Annotated in this window: 18 protein-coding genes; 10 read left to right on the top strand and 8 right to left on the bottom strand. The window is 66.7% G+C overall.

The window, feature by feature from the left end; all coding sequences use genetic code 11:
* Positions 1 to 367 precede the first annotated feature (367 nt).
* From LH390_RS09940 to LH390_RS09930, 3 genes are all read left to right on the top strand, one after another.
* On the top strand, positions 368 to 2,377 hold the full coding sequence (locus tag LH390_RS09940) for a YhgE/Pip family protein (RefSeq protein WP_227281478.1): 2,010 nt from the start codon (positions 368 to 370) through the stop codon (positions 2,375 to 2,377).
* A 225-nt stretch (positions 2,378 to 2,602) separates the two neighbouring features.
* Positions 2,603 to 5,287, top strand: coding sequence for an ATP-dependent Clp protease ATP-binding subunit (locus LH390_RS09935; RefSeq protein ID WP_227337369.1), 2,685 nt, complete (start codon positions 2,603 to 2,605; stop codon positions 5,285 to 5,287).
* 512 nt (positions 5,288 to 5,799) lie between these two features.
* A complete protein-coding gene (locus tag LH390_RS09930) occupies positions 5,800 to 5,991 on the top strand; it encodes a PspC domain-containing protein (RefSeq protein ID WP_227281480.1) in 192 nt (63 codons plus the stop codon).
* 620 nt (positions 5,992 to 6,611) lie between these two features.
* On the opposite strand, the gene LH390_RS09925 is transcribed toward LH390_RS09930, so the two are convergent.
* Complete coding sequence (locus tag LH390_RS09925; protein ID WP_227281481.1) at positions 6,612 to 7,934, bottom strand: lipase family protein; 1,323 nt, start codon at positions 7,932 to 7,934, stop codon at positions 6,612 to 6,614.
* A gap of 66 nt (positions 7,935 to 8,000) precedes the next feature.
* The gene (locus LH390_RS09920) at positions 8,001 to 8,189 is read right to left on the bottom strand and encodes a hypothetical protein (protein WP_227281482.1); all 189 of its coding nucleotides are present in this window, start codon (positions 8,187 to 8,189) and stop codon (positions 8,001 to 8,003) included.
* A gap of 92 nt (positions 8,190 to 8,281) precedes the next feature.
* Between LH390_RS09920 and LH390_RS09915 the strand changes: the two genes are divergently transcribed.
* A complete protein-coding gene (locus tag LH390_RS09915; protein ID WP_227281483.1) occupies positions 8,282 to 8,452 on the top strand; it encodes a DUF4236 domain-containing protein in 171 nt (56 codons plus the stop codon).
* A 17-nt stretch (positions 8,453 to 8,469) separates the two neighbouring features.
* Here LH390_RS09915 and LH390_RS09910 read toward each other — a convergent pair whose 3' ends face one another.
* Positions 8,470 to 9,339, bottom strand: a complete 870-nt coding sequence (locus LH390_RS09910; protein WP_227282699.1) for an HhH-GPD family protein — start codon at positions 9,337 to 9,339, stop codon at positions 8,470 to 8,472.
* 53 nt (positions 9,340 to 9,392) lie between these two features.
* Here LH390_RS09910 and LH390_RS09905 point away from each other — a divergent pair, with 53 nt between their 5' ends.
* Positions 9,393 to 10,025 (top strand): carbonic anhydrase, encoded by a 633-nt coding sequence (locus tag LH390_RS09905; protein WP_227281484.1) that lies wholly within the window; start codon positions 9,393 to 9,395, stop codon positions 10,023 to 10,025.
* Positions 10,026 to 10,068: 43 nt separating this feature from the next.
* Positions 10,069 to 10,806, top strand: coding sequence for a hypothetical protein (locus tag LH390_RS09900; RefSeq protein ID WP_227281485.1), 738 nt, complete (start codon positions 10,069 to 10,071; stop codon positions 10,804 to 10,806).
* A 10-nt stretch (positions 10,807 to 10,816) separates the two neighbouring features.
* Here LH390_RS09900 and disA read toward each other — a convergent pair whose 3' ends face one another.
* The 3 genes from disA to LH390_RS09885 form a co-directional block, all read right to left on the bottom strand.
* Positions 10,817 to 11,857, bottom strand: coding sequence for a DNA integrity scanning diadenylate cyclase DisA (disA, locus tag LH390_RS09895; protein ID WP_227281486.1), 1,041 nt, complete (start codon positions 11,855 to 11,857; stop codon positions 10,817 to 10,819).
* A 10-nt stretch (positions 11,858 to 11,867) separates the two neighbouring features.
* Complete coding sequence (gene radA, locus LH390_RS09890) at positions 11,868 to 13,286, bottom strand: DNA repair protein RadA (protein ID WP_227281487.1); 1,419 nt, start codon at positions 13,284 to 13,286, stop codon at positions 11,868 to 11,870.
* Positions 13,287 to 13,388: 102 nt separating this feature from the next.
* Complete coding sequence (locus LH390_RS09885; RefSeq protein ID WP_227281488.1) at positions 13,389 to 13,955, bottom strand: hypothetical protein; 567 nt, start codon at positions 13,953 to 13,955, stop codon at positions 13,389 to 13,391.
* 231 nt (positions 13,956 to 14,186) lie between these two features.
* On the opposite strand from LH390_RS09885, the gene LH390_RS09880 reads away from it, so the two are divergent.
* The 4 genes from LH390_RS09880 (at position 14,187) to LH390_RS09865 (ending at position 16,843) form a co-directional block, all read left to right on the top strand.
* Positions 14,187 to 14,780: a CarD family transcriptional regulator gene (locus LH390_RS09880; RefSeq protein WP_227281489.1), complete on the top strand. Its 594-nt coding sequence runs from the start codon at positions 14,187 to 14,189 to the stop codon at positions 14,778 to 14,780.
* Positions 14,761 to 15,549 (top strand): 2-C-methyl-D-erythritol 4-phosphate cytidylyltransferase, encoded by a 789-nt coding sequence (gene ispD / locus LH390_RS09875; protein ID WP_227281490.1) that lies wholly within the window; start codon positions 14,761 to 14,763, stop codon positions 15,547 to 15,549. The genes LH390_RS09880 and ispD overlap by 20 nt, the downstream gene beginning before the upstream one ends.
* Before the next feature lie 8 nt (positions 15,550 to 15,557).
* Complete coding sequence (gene ispF, locus LH390_RS09870) at positions 15,558 to 16,046, top strand: 2-C-methyl-D-erythritol 2,4-cyclodiphosphate synthase (RefSeq protein WP_227282700.1); 489 nt, start codon at positions 15,558 to 15,560, stop codon at positions 16,044 to 16,046.
* A 92-nt stretch (positions 16,047 to 16,138) separates the two neighbouring features.
* Positions 16,139 to 16,843 carry a FadR/GntR family transcriptional regulator gene (locus LH390_RS09865; protein ID WP_227281491.1) on the top strand — a complete coding sequence of 235 codons (705 nt, stop codon included), beginning with the start codon at positions 16,139 to 16,141 and terminating at the stop codon, positions 16,841 to 16,843.
* Positions 16,844 to 16,895: 52 nt separating this feature from the next.
* On the opposite strand, the gene LH390_RS09860 is transcribed toward LH390_RS09865, so the two are convergent.
* Positions 16,896 to 17,678 (bottom strand): ABC transporter ATP-binding protein, encoded by a 783-nt coding sequence (locus LH390_RS09860; protein ID WP_227281492.1) that lies wholly within the window; start codon positions 17,676 to 17,678, stop codon positions 16,896 to 16,898.
* Positions 17,675 to 19,663, bottom strand: a complete 1,989-nt coding sequence (locus tag LH390_RS09855) for a dipeptide/oligopeptide/nickel ABC transporter permease/ATP-binding protein (RefSeq protein ID WP_227282701.1) — start codon at positions 19,661 to 19,663, stop codon at positions 17,675 to 17,677. The genes LH390_RS09860 and LH390_RS09855 overlap by 4 nt, the downstream gene beginning before the upstream one ends.
* Position 19,664 lies beyond the last annotated feature (1 nt).

Below are 19,664 nucleotides of genomic sequence, written 5' to 3'. Positions count from 1 at the left end.
CCACAGCCTAGCATTCGCGCGGGGTGGCGCGCTGTGCTTATGGGCGCTTATGGGCGGGGTTGGTCGGGGACGGGCGGCGTCGTTACGCATGCGAAAATAGACGGTGCGGTTGTCGGTGCAGGTCGCATGGGGTGGCCCGGGGACGGGTGATGGGGCGGCTGTGACGCGCGGACGTGTGCTATCTCACGTTTTTGTTTGGAGGGGTTGTGTGCGTGGCGCGACGTAGCCGCTGAGCAGGGCGAATTGGTTCTGTGGGCAAAACAAAGTAGCTTTGTCTGGAAAACTACTAGGTATGCTACGGCGCGGTAACCGACCGTGGTCAGCGTAGCCATCCGTGATTGCCTGACATTTCCAGGAGGCCAAGCCAGTGACAATAGGCACCACAGGACCCTCGCACCGCATCGTCCCGCCCCGCAGCGTGCTCGTGCGCCGGCGCTTACGCTCCACGCTGATCATCTGCACCCTCATCCCCGTGATCCTCTCCGCCGTCTACATGTGGTCCATGTGGGATCCCACTCACTACCTGCGCAAAGTGCCGCTCGCGGTGGTCAACACGGACACCGGGGTGGACCGCGACGGCAAGCACCAGAACTACGGTGCGGAGGTGGTCCACGGCCTGCTGGACAAGCACTACCTCAACTTCCAAGAGGTCTCCGCCGAGGACGCCCAGACCGGCCTGCTCAAGGGCAACTACCTGTTCACGGTGACCATCCCGCAGGACTTCTCCTCGGACATCGTCACCGTCGTGGACTCCCAGCCGCGCCAGCCCAAGGTCAACATCTCCTACAACGACTACAACGGCACCAACGGCACCATCCTCACCTCCGGGCTGGTGCCCCAGGTCCAGGCGGGTGTCGCCGCATCCATCTCCGAGACCTACGCCAAGCAGGTCCTCGACGGCCTGGGCCAGCTCTCCGACGGCCTGACTCGTGCCGCCGCCGGGGCCCAGCAACTCGACGCCGGCGCGGCCAAGCTCCACGACGGCACCACCCGCGGCGTCGACGGCGCCGCCAAGCTTGCCGACGGCGCCGGCACCCTCTCACAAGGCCTGACCACCCTCGACGGCAAGATCGGCGAACTCGGCGCGGGCGTGGACAAGCTCGCCGCGGGCGGCGCCAAGGTCTCCGACGGTTCCCATAAGCTTTCCGACGGCGCCGGACGACTCGTCGACGGCACCGCCAAGCTCGGCGACGGTGCCGCGCAAATCGACGCCGGCGTCGGCCAACTCACCGGCATGGTCCTGCCCCTGCTCGACCAGGCCCAAACCGTCGCCCCCACCCTGCGGCCCGTTGCAGACACCCTACGCAGCCTGGGTATGACCGAACAGGCCGACCAGATCTCCGGGCTGGCGGACAAACTCGACGCCAACAATCCGCAGAACATGGCCGCCCAGCTCACCCGCCTCAAGGACGGCACCGCGCAGCTGAGCGACAACCTGAACAACCCCGAGGCGCCCTACCTCTCCGGCGTGCTCACCCTCCAGCAGGGCCTGGGCACCCTCTCCGAAGGGGCAGACACCCTGTCCGCAGGGCTGACCAAACTCCAGGCCTCCACCGGCAAACTCAAGGACGGCACCGCCAAACTCGACGCCGGCGCCGGCCGCCTGGCCGAAGGCACCTCCACGCTTGCCGACGGCACCCGCCAACTCAACGACGGCACCCGCCAGCTGACCGAGGGCACCGGCACCCTGTCGGGTGAACTGGGCAAGGGCGCGGCCCGGGCGCCCAAGATTGACTCGCCCTCCCTGTCCGCCCGCCAGATCGCCGTGCCCATCGCCTTCGACGAGACCAACCACCACGCCGTCCAGGCCGTGGTCAGCGTGGATGACCCCACCGTCAAGACGCTCTCCGGCGGCGCCTCCATGCTGTTCATCCTCGTCTTTGGCAGCCTGCTCATGGGCGTGGTGGCCATCGCCATGCCGCTGCGGCGCAGCGTCGCGCACGGGTTCGCCGAAAAGACCGCCATCAACACCCTCATCCTCTTCGGCCTGGCCGGACTGTCCGTGGTCACCGGCTGGGCGCCCATGGCCTGGCTGCCGCTGGCCGGCGTGCTCATCGCCATGGCCGCCGCAGGTGCCGCCGTGTTCGGGCTGTGCCGCCGCGTCGGCGGGCGGCTGGGCGGTGGGGTGGCGGCAGCCGCGGTCTTTGCCATCGGGCTGTTTAGCTTCGGCGGCGTGTGGCCGCTGGCCACCACCCCCGCAGCCCTGCGGGCGTTCCACATGGTCTCCCCGCTGAGCTACGCGCGCTTCGCCTTTACCCGCGCCACCGACGGCATCTATGACCCCACCTTCTGGCTCGGCCTGGGGGGCCTGGCCGGATTTGGTATCGCCGCGCTGGTCATCGCCTGGTGGGTGCAGCGGCGCCGGGCAACCGCATAAATTTCTTTGACAAGGCTGGTCACAGTCGTGTTCGCTAGCGGCGTACACGGCCGTGACCAGCACTTTTATGGGTAGATTTGGCAGGGCGTGGCCGGGAGTGCAAGTTTGTGGGCCCGGCCCGCGTTACAGTAGGTGGCACTTGTACTAGCCGCTGCCACAAGCGCGGACAATCCAGTCCGGATCGCACAACTAATATCACTTATCCGCATAGGGGTTATTTAAGACATGTTCGAGAGGTTTACGGACCGCGCGCGCCGCGTCATCGTCTTGGCGCAGGAAGAAGCGCGCATGCTCAACCACAATTACATCGGCACCGAGCACATCCTGCTCGGGCTGATCCATGAGGGTGAAGGCGTGGCAGCCAAGGCGCTGGAGTCCATGGGCATCTCCTTAGACGACGTGCGCCAGGAGGTCGAGGAGATCATCGGCCACGGCACCCAGCCGCACACTGGCCACATCCCCTTTACCCCGCGGGCCAAGCGCGTGCTGGAGCTGTCCCTGCGCGAGGGCCTGCAGATGGGCCACAAATATATTGGCACCGAATTCCTGCTCCTCGGGCTTATCCGCGAGGGCGAGGGCGTAGCCGCACAGGTGCTGGTCAAGCTCGGCGCGGACCTGCCGCGCGTGCGCCAGCAGGTCATCCAGCTGCTCTCCGGCTATGAGGGCGGCCAGGGCTCCAGCCCGGAGGACCCGCAGGGTAGCGGGCCTATCGGCGCAGGCGCGGCCTCCGGTCCGGGCGGCGGTGGCGGCGGGCGCGGCGGCGCCGGCGAGCGGTCCAACTCCCTGGTGCTCGACCAGTTTGGCCGCAACCTGACCCAGGCTGCCAAGGACGGCAAGCTGGACCCGGTGGTGGGCCGTGAGAAGGAAATCGAGCGCCTCATGCAGGTGCTGTCCCGGCGTACCAAGAACAACCCGGTGCTCATCGGCGAGCCCGGCGTGGGCAAGACCGCCGTGGTGGAGGGCCTGGCCCTAGACATCGTTAATGGCAAGGTCCCGGAGACGCTGAAGGATAAGCAGCTCTACTCGCTGGACCTGGGCTCCTTGGTGGCCGGCTCGCGCTACCGCGGCGACTTTGAGGAGCGCCTGAAGAAGGTGCTCAAGGAGATCAACCAGCGCGGCGACATCATCTTGTTCATCGATGAGATCCACACCCTGGTGGGTGCCGGCGCGGCCGAGGGGGCTATCGACGCCGCTAGCCTGCTCAAGCCCAAGCTGGCCCGCGGCGAGCTCCAGACCATCGGCGCGACCACGCTGGAGGAGTACCGCAAGCACATCGAAAAGGATGCGGCCCTGGAGCGGCGCTTCCAGCCGGTGCAGGTCCCGGAGCCCTCGGTGGAGATGACCATTGACATCTTGAAGGGCCTGCGCGACCGCTATGAGGCCCACCACCGCGTGTCCATCACGGACTCCGCTCTGGCGGCCGCGGCGCGCCTATCGGACCGCTACATCAATGACCGTTTCCTGCCGGACAAGGCCGTGGACCTCATCGATGAGGCCGGCGCGCGGATGCGCATCAAGCGCATGACCGCACCGGAGGGCCTGCGCGAGGTGGATGAGCGCATTGCCAAGGTGCGTCGCCAGAAGGAAGCCGCCATTGATGCCCAGGACTTTGAAAAGGCCGCGGGCCTGCGTGACCAGGAGCGCACGCTGGGCGAGGAGCGCGCGGAGAAGGAAAAGCAGTGGCGCTCCGGGGACTTGGAGGACATCGCCGAGGTCGGCGAGGAGCAGGTCGCCGAGGTCTTGGGCTCCTGGACCGGCATCCCGGTGTTCAAGCTCACCGAGGAAGAGTCCCAGCGCCTGCTCAACATGGAGTCCGAGCTGCACAAGCGCATCATCGGCCAGGATGACGCCGTCAAGGCCGTCTCCCGTGCTATTCGGCGCACCCGCGCGGGCCTGAAGGATCCCAAGCGCCCGTCCGGCTCCTTCATCTTCGCCGGGCCTTCTGGTGTGGGTAAGACGGAGCTGTCTAAGGCTTTGGCGGAGTTCCTTTTCGGTGAGGAAGACGCGCTCATCCAGATCGACATGGGCGAGTTCCATGACCGCTTCACCGCCTCGCGACTGTTCGGTGCGCCCCCCGGATACGTGGGCTATGAGGAAGGCGGCCAGCTCACCGAGAAGGTGCGCCGTAAGCCGTTCTCCGTGGTGCTTTTCGACGAGATTGAAAAGGCCCACAAGGAGATCTACAACACCCTGTTGCAGGTGTTGGAAGAAGGCCGGCTTACCGATGGCCAGGGCCGCGTGGTGGACTTTAAGAACACCGTGCTCATCTTCACCTCGAACCTGGGAACCTCGGACATCTCCAAGGCTGTGGGGATGGGCTTTACGGGAAGCTCCGAGAACGATGAGCAGGCCCAGTACGAGCGGATGAAGAACAAGGTCAACGACGAGCTGAAGAAGCATTTCCGCCCTGAGTTCCTTAACCGCATCGATGACATTGTGGTCTTCCACCAGCTCACCCGCGAGCAGATCGTCCAAATGGTCGAGCTGCTCATCGGGCGCCTGGAGATCATGCTTGAGGCCAAGGACATGGGCATCGAGCTGACCGACAAGGCCAAGAACCTGCTGGCTAAGCGCGGCTTTGACCCGGTGCTCGGCGCGCGCCCGTTGCGCCGGACTATCCAGCGTGACATCGAAGATGTGATGAGTGAGAAGATCCTCTTCGGTGAGCTCGGCGCCGGTGAGATCGTGACCGTGGATGTCGAGGGCTGGGACGGCGAGTCCAAGGAGACTCAGGACGCCCAGTTCACCTTCACCCCGCGGCCGAAGCCGCTTCCCGACGCCGCCCTGGCTGCCGGTCTGCCCGAAGCCGCAGCCGAGGCAGTCACGGACGTTGACGACGCCGCCGACGGCGACGTCCCGGAGACGGACACCGCCGCTCAGATCACGGAGGACACCGCCGAGCAGGACTAGTCAGGATACACAGAGCCGAGTTGCCATGGTCGTACAACTGCAATTCGCAATGATGCGATCGTGGCAACTGGTGGCTTGATGCCAGCTGTGAGGCCTGCTGGTACGTGGCTAGGCCATAGGGGGGTGACAGCGGCAAGGAGGGGCTTGGAGCTCACAAGGAGATGGTATTCGCGACAGTTCAAACCCTGTGGTGATGGCTCTTGGTACCTGGAGGGGGAATGTAAGCTTGTTAGATCCGCGCTGGAGCCATCCAGGTCTGCGAAGGGTCGACGTTGAAACCGAACCCTAGGGCTCCCGAACTCGTTCGCCGTCGGCGTATGCGTTAGTCCCATGAACGCTTTCCCACCCGAGCCGGTTAGTAGTAAGAACGAGTCATGCCAAGGGCAGTCGCCTATCTTGCTGCTAGAGTGTAGAAATCTTGAATAGACGGTAGAAGCGCTGCAAATTTCAAGCTTGCGCTCTCACTTAAGCTCGTGTGATGTTGTTGGAGCGATAAAAGGACAAACATACTCATGAGTTTTGCGGAAGATAAATGGCATCGTACCGACGATGGAAAACGTATTGCTGGAATATGCGCAGGCGTAGCTGAGACCTGCGGGCTGACTGCGAATACTGTAAGAGTGATCTATGTAATGGCGGCCTTGTTTGGCGTTCCGATGGTCGTCGTATATCTCATACAGTGGATCATTTATCCAAAGCGATGAGACGGAATCTCATTGTGTGCAGGGAGCGCTTTGGCGAAGAGCAGCAGAACGCGGGGAGTCTGTGCTATTGAGAAATTAGAGAATGGTCCCGCTACTTATTTTTATTGTTTAAATCGGGACGGATTATCTACGAGTGTGTCGCACCTTGTCTGGCGTTGCCCCAGGAAACCAACTTCTCTGGAATGGTAGGCCGGGTGCCGGACAATGGATTTGTGAGGTGAGCTGAGTAAGGGCGCTAGTCTCTCGCGGATATTAATCCTCCATTGAGATCTTCTCTTGGAGGCCAGGCTCGCGATATTAGCAGGCTCCAGTGCAAGGTGTTCTAGTCCCGGAGATTGGACTATCAGGGGGAATATATTCTGCGCGCATAGGTTCTGTCTCTTCTACAGTTCATTGAGGCTGTCTAGGCGGCACAGCGAGCGGAGAGCATCAGATGTGTGCAGGTGAGACTTGTTAACAGGAGTAGGGCGCACGTTGAGAAGAAGTGGCACGCGAGGTGTGATTCCAGGTTGACTGGCCGCACCAGTCGGCAGAGTTCTAAGAGTGCTGCTGATCCACCTTGGTCCCCCCCCCTCCCGTACCCCGTGCTGGGGTGGGGGAAAGGGGGCGTCGATAAGCGGCTAGAACTGCCCGCAGTTGCTGGGGGCGGGGTGACCGTTGAAGCGGTCGATGAGGTAGCTCAGCGCGCCGGGGAACGTGCTAAACAGCGGCAGCGCGTGGTTGATGGCCAGGCCTGCGGGGAAGGTGACGGGTGCGGGGGTGGCGTCGAAAAGCACTGTGGCTCCGCGCTGGCAGAAATCCCGCGCCATCGTGCGTGCCTGGGGGAAGGGGACCACGTCGTCGGCGGGGTTGGAGTAGACGAGCATCGGCGCGTTGGGGGTGCGGGTGCCGATGCGGCTGCGCACCAGGTAATCCATGACGCGCGGGTCGCGGGCGGCGATCTCGCCCAGGGTTTCGCCGGTGGTGGTGAACTGGCTGGTGCTCATCATCGGCCACCGGGCCGCGGCATCGATGATGCACCCTTGCTGGGCCAGCGCGAGCCACTGTTTGCCGGACTCGTTGAGGGTGTCGGAGATGGCCTCCGCTGCTGCCTCGTCAGCGCCTTCGGACTGGGCGCCGTTGATGGCGTAGGCGAGGACGGGGGCGATGGCGGTGCCGTCGATGGTGTTGATGGTGTCCAACAGATCCGCAGGCGGCGCCCCCGCGAAGGTCCCTTTCACATTAAGGTCGGGCGCATACGTGGCGGCGTGCTCGGCGGCGGCAGCCACCGCCCCGCCGCCCTGGGAATAGCCATAGAAGCCGATCGGGGAATCTGGCGCGGCTCCGGTCAGTGTGAGCCCGGCACGCGCCGCGTCGAGCACGGCGTGTGCCTCGTCGACGGAGTTGGCGTAGCGGTGCAGCCCCCCGGTGCCCAAGCCGATGTAGTCGATCATGATGACGCGCATGCCAGCGGCCGCGGCGGCGTACATGAAGGGCAACTCATAGTTCAGGGCCGTCGCCCCGGTGACGGGGTCATAGGTGCCGGCCATGGCGGGGCCGCGGGAGGGGGCGCAGGAGTGTGCCTGTCCGCGCGTGCCTGGGGCCATGACAACCGTTGGTACGGGCCCCGCGCCCAGCCAGGGGGCCAGCGGCTCCATGAGTGCGGCGGAGGCGGTGCGGGGGGTGCCTTCCGGCGAGGTAGAGGAGTAGATGAACTTGGTGGCGGGGGCGCCGCCATCGACGCGCTGGTGGCGCAGCACCGTGCCGGGCTCGCCTGCTTGACTGTCGTCGATGAGGTAGAAGGGGTCGTCCGGGTGGTAGAGCAGGTTGGACCAGTCGGCGGGGATGGTCGGTGCTGCGGGTTGTCCGCCGGGGACGCCAGGTTCGGCGACGGCCGTGGGGGCCAGGGCTGTGGTCAGGGCGAGCCCTAGTGCCGCGACGGTACGGTATATACGTTTGTTCACAAAACTAACCTACCAGTAGGTAGCGTCGGCGGCAGGAAGCTACTGAAACCAAGGCGCGCGTGCCCCCTAGTGGGCGCAATGGTCCTCTACGCCGGGGATTACGTGGTGCCCAAGGGCGTGCCGCACGCCGGAGAGCCCGTCTGCGCTATTGCCAAAATGCACGGTGACCAGCGATTCGTCGCGCCGAATCCGCTCGCCATCACACGGCGGGAGGATGCCGAGGGCTTCGATTGCCGGTGCTGCGCGCCCGGTCATCCCGCCGGCGCACATCCGTTGCGCCGCGGACTAGACTCGAGCCCACTACTTTTCTCCTTGTTTTTCCGTGATGTGAAGGGATGGGACCTGCCATGGGCATCCAGTATCGGCAGCGCAAGAAGGTGGGCAAGAACAGTTGGCTGAACATTTCCGGTTCGGGTGCGTCAGCCTCCACCAAGGTTGGGCCGTTGACGTTTAATAGCCGGGGCGGGATGTGGGTGAACCTGCCCGGTGGCCTGCACTTCCGGGGGCGTTGGAAGTAGCGGCAGCCTCCCCGCCTTTAGCCGGGCAGCTGGTAGCAGCCGCCCGCGGTGCGTTGGGCGAGGCCGTCGGCAAGCAAGGACTCCAACGCGCGCTCACGTTGGGTGTCATCGTCCCAGGTTGCCGCGATTGCGTGGGCGGGCACGGGGGCGTGGGCTGCGCGCAGGACCCCCATGATCCGCCCGCGGACTTGGCGGTCGGTGCCCACGTAGCGTTGCACGCGGGCGGCGGCGCGGGCTCGTTGCTCGGCGCTCGGCTCGGGGGAGCCCGCCGCCACCCAGGCGCAGGAGCCGTGCAGCGGACAGCGCGCGCAGGAGGGGGTGCGCGCCGTGCACACCAGCGCGCCTAACTCCATGAGTGCGACGGAAAACTCCGGCTCCTGGCCGGGCGGCAAGACGGCGCCCACCGCGGCCTGGTCGGCCTTGCGCGCGGGCCCAGCAAGGAATTGTCCGGTGACCGCGCGGGCGTAGACGCGCCGCACGTTGGTGTCCACCACCGGAACGGGTGCACCGAAGTGGAAGCTGGCCACGGCAGCGGCGGTGTAGTCGCCGATTCCGGGCAGGCTGCGCAGCGTATCGACGTCCCTGGGCACCCGCCCCCCATGATCCGCGACGATGCGCCCCGCGCACTCGCGCAGCCGCAGCGCCCGCCGCGGGTAGCCCAGCCGGTCCCAGGCGCGCAGTACCTCATCAGCCCCGGCGGCGGCCAGGTCGGCGGGGGTGGGCCAGCGCCGCATCCATTCCTGCCAGCGCGGTGCGACCCGGGCTACGGGGGTTTGCTGGCTCATCACCTCGGAAACCAACACGCCCCAGGCCGTGGTGCCGGGTTGCCGCCAGGGAAGGTCGCGGGCGTGGGCGCGGTACCAGGAGATCAGCGCGGTGGCGGGGATGGTCACAGCCCGGAATTGTAACCAGCGCCACGTCGGCGGGGATAATGGACCACATGAGCGCAATCGATTCACCAACCACCGTGTGGCGGGACCTTTTGGCGGGCAACGCCCGCTTTGTGGACAACCGCCCGGAGCACCCCAACACGGATAATTCGCGGCGCGACGCGCTGACCGGTGGGCAGCACCCGCGCGCGGTGGTGCTGGCGTGTTCGGATTCGCGCGCTCCCGTGGAACTGGTTTTTGACGTCGGCTTTGGGGACGTGTTTGTCATCCGCACGGCAGGGGAGATCATCGACCCGGCGGTGCTGGCCTCCCTGGAATACGCCATCACTGGCCTGGAGGTAGCGCTGGTGGTGGTGTTGGGTCACGAGGGCTGCGGGGCGGTATCGGCCGCCCTGGAGACCATCGAGCACGGCCAGGTTCCGCGGGACTGGCAGCGGGTGTTGGTGGAAAAGGTCTCTTCTTCTGTGCTGGCGGGGATCCGTGCGGGGTATACCGATACGGAGGATCTGGAACGCATCCATGTGGAGCAGACGGTCAATCAGTTGTTCTACCGGCTACCCGGGCTGGAAGAAGAGGTGGATGCCGGGCGGGTGGGCGTGGTGGGGGCGCGCTATCACTTGGGCAGCGGTTCGATAGAGACGGTGGCTACCTTCGGCGTGGATGAAGACACGCCCGCGCGCTAAGCCACGCTCAATAAGCATCGTCGGGCGCCTAAAATGTCCTTTTGTGACCTCCCCTGACCCGAACCGTCTTCCCCAGCAGATCTACATCCGCCGCCGCGTGGCTGCCCTGGCCGCGTTGGTGGTCTTGGCGGCGCTGGGTGTGTGGGCCGCCGTAGCGTTTGCCGGCCGCGGGGACGACCCGCAGCCGGACCCGGCTGCGGCCAGCACTGAGCAGTCGGTGGAGGCAACGGCAACGCAGGAACAGCCAGAAGGTACAGCTAGCGCCGAGCCGAACGCAGAGTCGGACACGGAGTCGAGCACCGAGCCGAGCGGCACCCAGGCGGCTGACCGCACGGAGGCCTCCTCCGCAGCGGACGCAACGGCGGCGAATGCCGCATTGGCAAACAAGAAGACCTGCGAGCTGGCGGATCTGACTATCACTGCGGCGACGGATAAGACGAGCTACGGCCCCGATGTGCAGCCCAAGTTCTATCTCACCGCCGCTAACCCCACCCGGGGGGACTGCCACATTGATCTCAAGGAGCAGCAGTTGCGCTTTGAGGTGTACTCCATGGCCACCAACCAGCGGGTGTGGGCGGACACGGACTGTAACGAGTCGGAAGGCCGCGGGGTGCTGGATATTCCTGCCGGGCAGGAGCGGCATTTTGAGGCGGTGTGGTCGCGCACCACGTCCGCCCCGCAGGCGTGTTCGGGCCGCGAGCCCGCGGCGCCGGGATCGTATTACCTGCACGCGGTGATCGGCTCGCACCCGTCCCCGGCGTTGCCGTTCAACTTAAGCTAGTGCGCTCACGCTAGCGCAGCAGCCTGTCGATGCTGTCGCGGATGTGGGTGGCCCACACCGGGCCCACGTGCTCGATGGCGGCGAGCTCGGCGACGGGGGCGTCGATAAGCGCTGGCAGCGGCGAGTAGCGGGCAAGGATGGTCTCCATCATGTGGGTGCGCATGCGCGGCACGCGGGCGAGCATGCGGTAGCCGCGGGGGACGATCCATTCGTCGAGGCTGGCGGCTCCGGAGTCGCCCAGTTCGAGGGCGAGGGCGACGCGCATCGGGTCGAGTATCGCGGTGTCGCTGAGCGCGGTGAGGCGGGCCAGGGCGGTGTCTTCCTCCTCGGGGCGGGCAAGGTAGTCGCGCACGAGCAGGTGGAGTTGCTGGTGGTTATCGCCGCGCAGCTGGGCCAGCCGCAGGCCAACCTGGTAGCCATCCACCCCCAGTTCCTCCAGGTCCCGGTCTACTCGCGCGGCCACGCGCCCCAGCAGCACGTCGCGCTGGATGAGGCGCACCACGTCGGCGACGGTGGCGTAGCGGCCGACCTCGGCGTCGAAGAGTTCCGCGTTGGCGGCGTCGCAGTCGTGCCGGTAGCGCTCCACCACGGACATCGTCTGATTCGCCCGGGAAAGGATCTGCGCCGGCTCGTCGAGCACGTGGCGCCGTCCCTGCGCATACAGGGTGCACATGCTCATCGACTGGCTGACCGCCACCACCGGCACGCCCGTCTGTAGTGCGGTGCGCTCCGCGCTGCGGTGCCGCGTCCCGGACTCCTGGGTGGGGTACGAGGGGTTGGGCACCAGCTGCACGTTGGCCCGGCGGATGCGCGTGTGATCGCTAGAGATAACAATCGCGCCGTCCATCTTGGCCAGCTCGCGCAGGCGGGTCGGCGACAACGCCGTGTCCAGCTCGAATCCCCCGTCGCACAGGGCAAGCACCTCCGGGGTATCGCCGAGGACCAGCAGCGCGCCGGTGCGCCCCCGCAGGATGCGCTCCAACCCGTCTCGCAGGTAGGTGCCGGGGGCGAGCTCCCGAATAACGTCGCGCAGGGGATGGTGGTCAGTCACTCACACCACCTTAATCTGTCCGCTTATCGACGCCCCCGTCTCCCGCACCGAGCGCCACCCCGATGGCCTCCCGCACGTCGGCGACCCGCCGGATGCGCAGGCCCGGCACCTTCTCCTCCCCGCCTGCCGGCACCACCGCGCACCGGTAGCCCAGCCGGGCGGCCTCCTGGAGGCGCCTGTGCAGGTCCGGGACCCGGCGCAGCTCCCCGGCCAGGCCCACCTCCCCGATGAACACCGTGCGCGCCGGCAGCGGGGTGGCCCGCAGCGTCGAGACCGTGGCCATGGCCACCGCCAGGTCCGTGGCCGGCTCCCCGATGCGCATCCCGCCCACCGTGGCCACGTACACGTCCTTGTTCTGCGTGGGCGTGCCTGCCCGGGCGGCCAGCACCGCCAGCACCATGGGCACCCGGGCAGAATCCAGGCCCGTCACCGCGCGGCGGGGGTTCTTCGCCGGGGACTCCACGGCCAGCGCCTGGACCTCCGCCAGGATGGGGCGCACCCCATCCATGGCCACCGTCACCGCCGAGCCGTCCGGGGTGGCGTCGCGGTGAGACAGGAAGAGTCCCGACGGGTCCGCCACCTCACGGATGCCATCTGAGGTCTGCTCGAAGCAGCCCACCTCATCGGTGGCGCCGAAGCGATTCTTTAACCCCCGCAGCATGCGCAGACTGGAATGCCGGTCGCCCTCAAAGTTGAGCACCACATCCACCAGGTGCTCAAGCACCCGCGGGCCCGCCACCGCGCCATCCTTGGTCACATGCCCCACCAGGATGACGGGAATGCCGCTGGTCTTGGCCAGCGTGGTCACCGCGGCGGTCACCGCCCGGGTCTGCGCCACCCCGCCGGAGACCCCCTCCACGCCCGGCGCCTGCATGGTCTGCACGGAGTCCACGATGAGCAGCGAGGGCTTGACCTGGCCGACGTGGCCGACCACCACGTCCCAGTTGGACTCCGCCGCCAGGTAGAGCTGGTCTTCTAAGGCATTGGTGCGCTCGGCGCGCAGGCGGACTTGGCCGGCGGACTCCTCGGCGGTGACGTAGAGCGCCGTGCGGCCCAGCCGCGCCCACCGGGCGGCAACCTCCAGCAGCAGCGTGGATTTACCCACCCCCGGTTCGCCGGACATGAGCACCACCGAGCCCGGCACGATGCCGCGCCCGAGCACCCGGTCAAGTTCCCCAATGCCCGTAGCCACTGCTTTGGCGTCCGCGGAATCGATGCGGGTCATCGGCGCGGCCGGGGTGGTAGGGGTCAGCCCTTGCGGCGCGGGCCCGGAGATGCTCGCCCGCGCCTGCGCCCCCGAGCCCGCAGCCGGCGCTGCTGCCTCTGCCAGCGTCCCCCAGGACCCGCACTCCGGGCAGCGACCCAGCCACTTGCCGGAGGAGTAGCCGCACTCGGTGCACGTAAATACGCTGCGCGCCTTTTTAGCCATAGCGTCTAGCTTAAGCCAGAGCGTGACAACGCCCACCCCAGTGCCGGGTGCCTGTGGATAACAGGCGGCGGGGTGGGCGTAGCCAGGAGTTGGTGGCCGGAATTAGTGGCCGGCGGCGTGCTCGTCCTTGTCAAAGTCACGGGTGAACGTGCCGGACTTGACGTGGCCGCCGGAGACCGCAGCCGGGACGTCGATCGTGGCGTTATCAAAGGTAAACGTCACGTTCACGGTGCCGGCGGGGGCGAAGGCCTCATTGTTGAGCGTGGTGGTCACGTACTCGGTGCAGCCGGCGCCGGTGTCGCGCGGAATGGTGGCCAGCGCGGCGGCGGAGGCGCCGACGACGGCGCAGTTCGGCTTGAGGGTCTGGGCGGGCACGTTGACGGGCTTGCCGTTGACGGCCACGGATTGCAGGCGGTGGTCGGCCCGGTGCGGATCCTGGTTGATAGCGGTGAACTTCAGCGCGGCGGCGCTGTTCTCATCGACGGTCAAAGTGACGTCGCGCACGGCGACGGCGCCGTCAGCACCATCGGCGGAAGAGCCGTCAACGGCAGCGACCTGCTCAGAGGTCTGGGTGATGTGTCCAGCCGAGCAGGATGCCAACGCCAGGGCGGATACAGCGGCGGCGGATAGGAGTCCAGCGCGCCGGGCGGCTGACTTCACGGACTTCACGGGATCGTCCTCCATCATCAGGGTAATCACAGTTGATAGTCCCCACCATAGTGGCTGGCACGCCGCTGGACGTAGTTATGTGGCTCCAAGACTGACCCGCGGGGGTGTAGGGGGTATACGTTCGGGTGATGCACTGGCCACTCCGGGTGGATTTGTCCTCATGGTAGAATGGGGCGCTGTTGTGCGCCGATATGCGCGCGGGAACACGTGCGAACCGCGAAGGAGTGGGGAATGGATTTTAAGGTCGGGGACGTGGTGGTTTACCCGCATCACGGTGCCGCCGTCATTGATGACATCGAGCACCGGGAGATCGGCGGAGAGAAGCTGGAGTACCTGGTACTGAGCATCAACCAGTCCGACCTTGTGGTCCGTGTCCCCGTCAAGAACGCCGAGCTGGTGGGCGTGCGCGACGTGGTGGGCGATGAGGGCCTGCGCAAGGTCTTCGGCGTGCTGCGCGAGACGGACGTGGAGGAGGCCGGCAACTGGTCGCGGCGCTATAAGGCCAACCAGGAGCGGCTGGCCTCCGGCGACGTGAACAAGGTCGCCGAGGTGGTGCGTGATCTGTGGCGCCGGGACCAGGATCGCGGTCTGTCGGCGGGGGAGAAGCGGATGCTGGCTAAGGCGCGCCAGATCCTCGTCGGCGAGATCGCGCTGGCGGACACGGAAGATAAGAAGCGCGCCGATGAGTTCTTAGCTTTGGTGGATGACACCATCGCCCGGCACCGGGAAAAGGCGGGAACGGCCACCACGGATGCTCAGGTCAAGCCTGAGGATACTGACGTTGATCTGGATGACTTAAGCTTCGATGACGAGGACGAAGACTAGCCGCACGGTCACCGCCCTGGTGGCCGCCGCCGGCCGGGGAACCCGGCTGGGGGCGAGTGTGCCCAAGGCCTTTGTCACGCTGCGGGGGCGCAGCCTGGTGGAGCGCTCCGTGGTGGCGCTGCTGACATCCGGGGTTGTTGATGAAGTCATCGTGCTCATCAGCCCAGATATGCATGACTTCGCGCGGGATTTGTTGACCCGCCGCGGGCTTCTGGGCGGGTCGCGTGACGTCCCGGTGCGTCTGGTTCACGGCGGCGGGGAGCGGGTGGATTCCGTGTGGGCCGGGGTGCAGGCTATTGCCACTCCGCCGGGTTCCGGTGGGGTGGTGCTTATTCATGACGCCGCGCGGGCGTTGACGCCCCCGGGCATGATCGCGCGGGTTGCCCGGGCCGTGTTGGGCGGGGCGCCGGCGGTGATTCCGGTGCTTCCGGTGGCAGATACCATCAAGACGGTGGATACCGCTGTGAGCCCGGAGCGGGTGGTTGCCACCCCGCCGCGGTCTCAGCTGCGCGCGGTGCAGACCCCGCAGGGCTGTGACCTGGATGCCCTGCGGGCGGCGAACCAGGCGTATTTTGCGTCTGCGGATCCGGGTTTTGTGGCCACCGATGATGCCTCCCTGATGGAGTGGGCGGGGCACCAGGTGGTGTGTGTGGCGGGTGATCCCATGGCGTTTAAGGTGACTACCCCGATGGACATGATGGTGGCTCGGGCGGTGGTCGATGAGGCCGAGCCGACGGTTTTTGAGGTGCCGGGAGGATTGAGACAGTGACGCAGCAGATGGTGGTGCCCCGCGTGGGCTTAGGCACGGACGCGCACCGCATTGAGGCGGGCCGGCCCTGCTGGCTGGCGGGCGTGCTTTTCGCGGATGCGGATGGCTGTGAGGGGCATTCGGACGGCGATGTGGTTGCCCATGCGCTGGTGGATGCGGTGTTGTCTGCGGCGGGGTTGGGGGACCTGGGCGCGTTGGTGGGGGTGGGGCGCCCGGAGTATGACGGCGTGGCCGGGGTGGCGTTGCTGCGTGAGGCGGCGGCTGCGGTGGCTAAGGCCGGTTTCGTGGTGGGTAATGCGGCTGTGCAGTTGATTGGGCAGACGCCGAAGCTGGGGCCGCGGCGCGCTGAGGCGCAGCGGGTGCTCAGTGAGGCGTTGGGTGCGCCGGTGTCGGTGTCTGCCACGTCGACGGATCATTTGGGTTTTACGGGCCGGGGTGAGGGGCGTGCTGCGGTGGCGACGGCGCTGGTCATCCCACGCTCACCTGTGCAGTCATAACGGATTCATGCCCGTTGGGCTATAGTGGGGTATCGGATTCATCAGACGTCTGATTTGCGGGCTGACCAGCATTCTCAGGAAGGAGCCCCACGATGGCTCACGCCACGCCGGCGCCCCGGCGCGCCCCCTCGGCTACCGAGGCCGCGATGGAAGGGGTCAAGGACTACATCCGTATCCATCGCTTGTCCCCAGGCGACATGCTGCCCTCCGAGGCAGTGCTGTGCACGGAGCTAGGTTGCTCGCGCTCCTCGGTGCGCGAGGCGGTGCGCATCCTTGCCACCTTGGACATCGTGGAGGTCAAGCACGGGTACGGCACCTATGTCTCCGAGATGTCCCTGGAGCCGCTGGTCCAGGGCCTGGTCTTTCGGACGATCCTGGGCGCCGAGCATGAGCTTGCCCACGTGGTGGATACCCGCGAGGCACTCGACCTGTCCTTGGGCGCGGAGCTGATGGAGTCTGTCACGGCGGCGGATGCGGCCGGGCTGCGGGAGCTGGTTGCCCAGATGCGCCAGGCCGAGCGCAAGGGCGAGCCGTTTACCACCCAGGATCAGCAGTTCCACCGCACGCTGTTGTCTCATATTTCTAACCCGCTGATCCGGGAGCTCTCGGACGCCTTTTGGCGGGTGCACATGGAGGTCGTGCCGCTGTTGGGCTTGGATAAGCCGGAGCGGATTGGCCAGACGGTGGACGCGCACGGCGACATCCTTGATGCGCTCGCGGCGCGCGATGACGCCGCCTACCGCGCGGCGGTGGCCCGCCACTACGAGCCGTTGCGCGCGGCGTTGGGGTTGAATTAACCCGTACGCACCGGAGCCGGTGCGTACGGGTTGCGCCTGGAGCTTCAGGGGGTTAGCTCAGCAGGGAGGGCACTGAGCCCAGCAGGGTGCGGGTGTAGTCCTCGGCGGGGTGGGCGAAGAGCTCCTCGGTGGGGGCTTGCTCGATGATCCGCCCGGAGTTCATCACGCAGATGCGGTCGGAGACGTAGCGCACGGTGTTGATGTCGTGGGAGATAAACACCAGCCCCAGGCCGAATTCGCGGCGCAGGTCTACCAGCAGATTGAGCACTTGGGCGCGCACGGAGACGTCGAGAGCCGAGGTGGGCTCGTCGGCGATGATGACCTGCGGGCCGAGCGCCAGGGCACGCGCGATGGCGACGCGCTGGCGCTGCCCGCCGGAGATCTGCCGGGGCAGCACCTCGAGCGTGGAGGCGGGCAGGCCAACTAGCTCGATGAGTTCGCGCACGCGCGCCTCGCGGGTGGCGGCGGTGCCCACCTTGTGCACCCGCAGGGGGTCGAGGAGCTGGTCGTGGACGTTCATCCGGGGGTTGAGCGAGGTCGCCGGGTCCTGGAAGACCACGGAGACGGTCTGGCCCAACTCTTTGCGCTGGCGGCGGGGGCGCAGCTTCTTTCCGTTGAACAGCACCTGTCCGCTGGTGGGTTCTTGCAGGCCCACCATCACGCGGGCGAGCGTGGATTTGCCGCAGCCGGATTCGCCGACGATGCCGACCACCTCGTTGTGGTGGATGGCCAGGTTGATGTCCTTGTTGGCGTGCACCTTGGTGGGGTGGAACAGACTTCCGGTGCGGGTGGTGAACACGACGTTGGCGTCGCGCATCTCAATGACGGGGGTCATGGTGCCTCCTGGGGGGTCGTGGAGACGTAGTGGTCGGTCCCGGCGATGCGGGTGAGCACCGGTTTGGTGTCCACCCTGCGCTGGGCCTGCGGGTCTTGGGAGCGGGGAGCGAACCGGTCGCCGGGGACGAACTCCTCGGGCGACGGGACGGTCCCGGGCACCTGGTAGAGGCGCTGCGCGCCGGCCTCGACGGAGAGCACGGCGCCGAGCAGCCCGCGGGTGTATTCGTGGCGCGGGTCGCGCAGCAGCTGCGCGGTGGGCGCCTGTTCGATGAGCTGGCCGGCGTACATCACGGTGATGCGGTGGGCCAGCCGGGAGACCAGCGCGAGGTCGTGGGAGACAAAGATCATGGCAAAGCCGAGCTTCTCGCGCAGCTCGTTGAGCAGGTCAACCACCTGGGCTTGGACGGTGACGTCCAGGGCGGTGGTGGGCTCGTCGGCGATGAGCAGCGAGGGGTTGCGGGTCAGCGCCATGGCGATGAGGACGCGCTGGCGTTGCCCGCCGGAGAGCTCGTGCGGGTAGGAGCGCAGGGTGCGCTGGGCGTCGAGGCCCACCAGCTCAAGCAGCTCCTCGGCGCTGCGTTGCCCGCCGCGCTTGGTCAGCTGGTGGAGTTGGGAGCGGATGAGCATGGAGGGGTTGAGGGAGGACAGCGCGTCCTGGTAGATCATGGCGATGTCATGGCCGCGCAGCGCGTTGTGCTCCTTGGGGCTCAGGGCGAGCAGGTTGGTGCCCTTGTACAGGATTTCTCCCGTGATGTGGGCGGTGGGGGGAAGCAGCCCCATGATCGCCATCGCGGTCAGCGATTTTCCGCATCCGGATTCGCCGACCAGGCCCATGGTTTCCCCGGGCGCGACGGTAAAGGAGATGTTGTCCACGATGGCCACGTCCCCGTGGGAGGCGGGGAAGGAGATGGACAGGTTGCGCACCTCAATGAGCGGTTCGTCCGCGCCGTCGAAGACCAGCCGCGAGTTGTGTTCGATTTCGGATTCCCGCAGGCTGGTCAGCGCGAGCGAGAGCGCCTGTTCGGCCTCGGCTTGGCTGGTCGTGCCCAGCGTGAGCGGGCGGTCGGAGGGCTGCTTATCGACGTCGCCTTCCGCCGGCTCCTCAGGAACCCGCAGCGGGCGCGCGGCCGGGGTGGCCAGGGCGTCGGTAAGCCCCTCAGACAGGATGTTCAGGCACAGCACCGTCACCAGGATCATGATGCCGGGGAAGAAGGTGGGCCACCACGCCCCGGAGAGCACCAGGGACTTGCCGTCGGACAGGATGTTGCCCCAGGACGGGGTGGGCGGCTCCACGCCGGCGTTGATGAAGGACAGGGAGGCCTCGAAGACGATGGCATCCGCCACGAGCACCGTGGCAAACACCATGACCGGGGCCAGGCAGTTGCGGGCCACCTGCACGAGCAGAATGTGGGTCGTGGAGGCGCCCATCACCCGGGAGGCGGAGACATAGTCCTCGCCGAACTCGCCGAGGATATTGGCCCGGATCACGCGCGCCAGCTGCGGGGTGTACAAGAACCCGATGGCAAACACCAGCACCGGCACGCTATTGCCAAACACGGCGACAAAGACGGCCGCCAGGGCGATGCCGGGGAAGGACATGATGATGTCCAGCACGCGCATGAGCACCTCGGAGACCACCTTGCCGCCGGTGGCCGCGATCGACCCCAACACGGCTGCCGCGGCCAGCGCCGCCAGTGTGGCACACAGGCCGATGACCAGCGAGGACCGGGCGCCGTAGAGGACGCGGGAGAAAATGTCGCGCCCGATGGCATCCGTGCCAAACCAGTGCTCACCACTCGGCGGCTGCACCGGCGGGCCCGAGGCCAGCGGATCGTAGGAGGTCACCAGCCCGGCGCCCAGCGCGCCAAGGATGATCACCGTGAGGATGGCCAGCGCAATCTTGGAGTTCAGCGGCAGGGAAGACAAGCCGGTGAAGCGGCCGCCGGCGCGCGCCTCCAGTTTCTTGGTTAGGGAGTGACGCAGC

The organism is Corynebacterium uberis, from assembly GCF_020616335.1.
Taxonomy (GTDB): Bacteria; Actinomycetota; Actinomycetes; order Mycobacteriales; family Mycobacteriaceae; genus Corynebacterium; species Corynebacterium uberis.
The sequence above is the reverse complement of the archived record's forward strand: the minus strand, read 5'-3'. Positions and strand labels throughout refer to the sequence as shown.

Excerpts from the sequence above, each read along its gene's own strand:
- LH390_RS09935 (WP_227337369.1), top strand. The coding sequence starts at position 2,603 with ATGTTCGAGAGGTTTACGGACCGCGCGCGCCGCGTCATCGTCTTGGCG.
- LH390_RS09930 (WP_227281480.1), top strand. The coding sequence starts at position 5,800 with ATGAGTTTTGCGGAAGATAAATGGCATCGTACCGACGATGGAAAACGT.
- LH390_RS09920 (WP_227281482.1), bottom strand. The coding sequence starts at position 8,189 with ATGACCGGGCGCGCAGCACCGGCAATCGAAGCCCTCGGCATCCTCCCG.
- LH390_RS09915 (WP_227281483.1), top strand. The coding sequence starts at position 8,282 with ATGGGCATCCAGTATCGGCAGCGCAAGAAGGTGGGCAAGAACAGTTGG.
- LH390_RS09905 (WP_227281484.1), top strand. The coding sequence starts at position 9,393 with ATGAGCGCAATCGATTCACCAACCACCGTGTGGCGGGACCTTTTGGCG.
- radA (WP_227281487.1), bottom strand. The coding sequence starts at position 13,286 with ATGGCTAAAAAGGCGCGCAGCGTATTTACGTGCACCGAGTGCGGCTAC.
- LH390_RS09880 (WP_227281489.1), top strand. The coding sequence starts at position 14,187 with ATGGATTTTAAGGTCGGGGACGTGGTGGTTTACCCGCATCACGGTGCC.
- ispD (WP_227281490.1), top strand. The coding sequence starts at position 14,761 with ATGACGAGGACGAAGACTAGCCGCACGGTCACCGCCCTGGTGGCCGCC.
- ispF (WP_227282700.1), top strand. The coding sequence starts at position 15,558 with ATGGTGGTGCCCCGCGTGGGCTTAGGCACGGACGCGCACCGCATTGAG.
- LH390_RS09865 (WP_227281491.1), top strand. The coding sequence starts at position 16,139 with ATGGCTCACGCCACGCCGGCGCCCCGGCGCGCCCCCTCGGCTACCGAG.
- LH390_RS09860 (WP_227281492.1), bottom strand. The coding sequence starts at position 17,678 with ATGACCCCCGTCATTGAGATGCGCGACGCCAACGTCGTGTTCACCACC.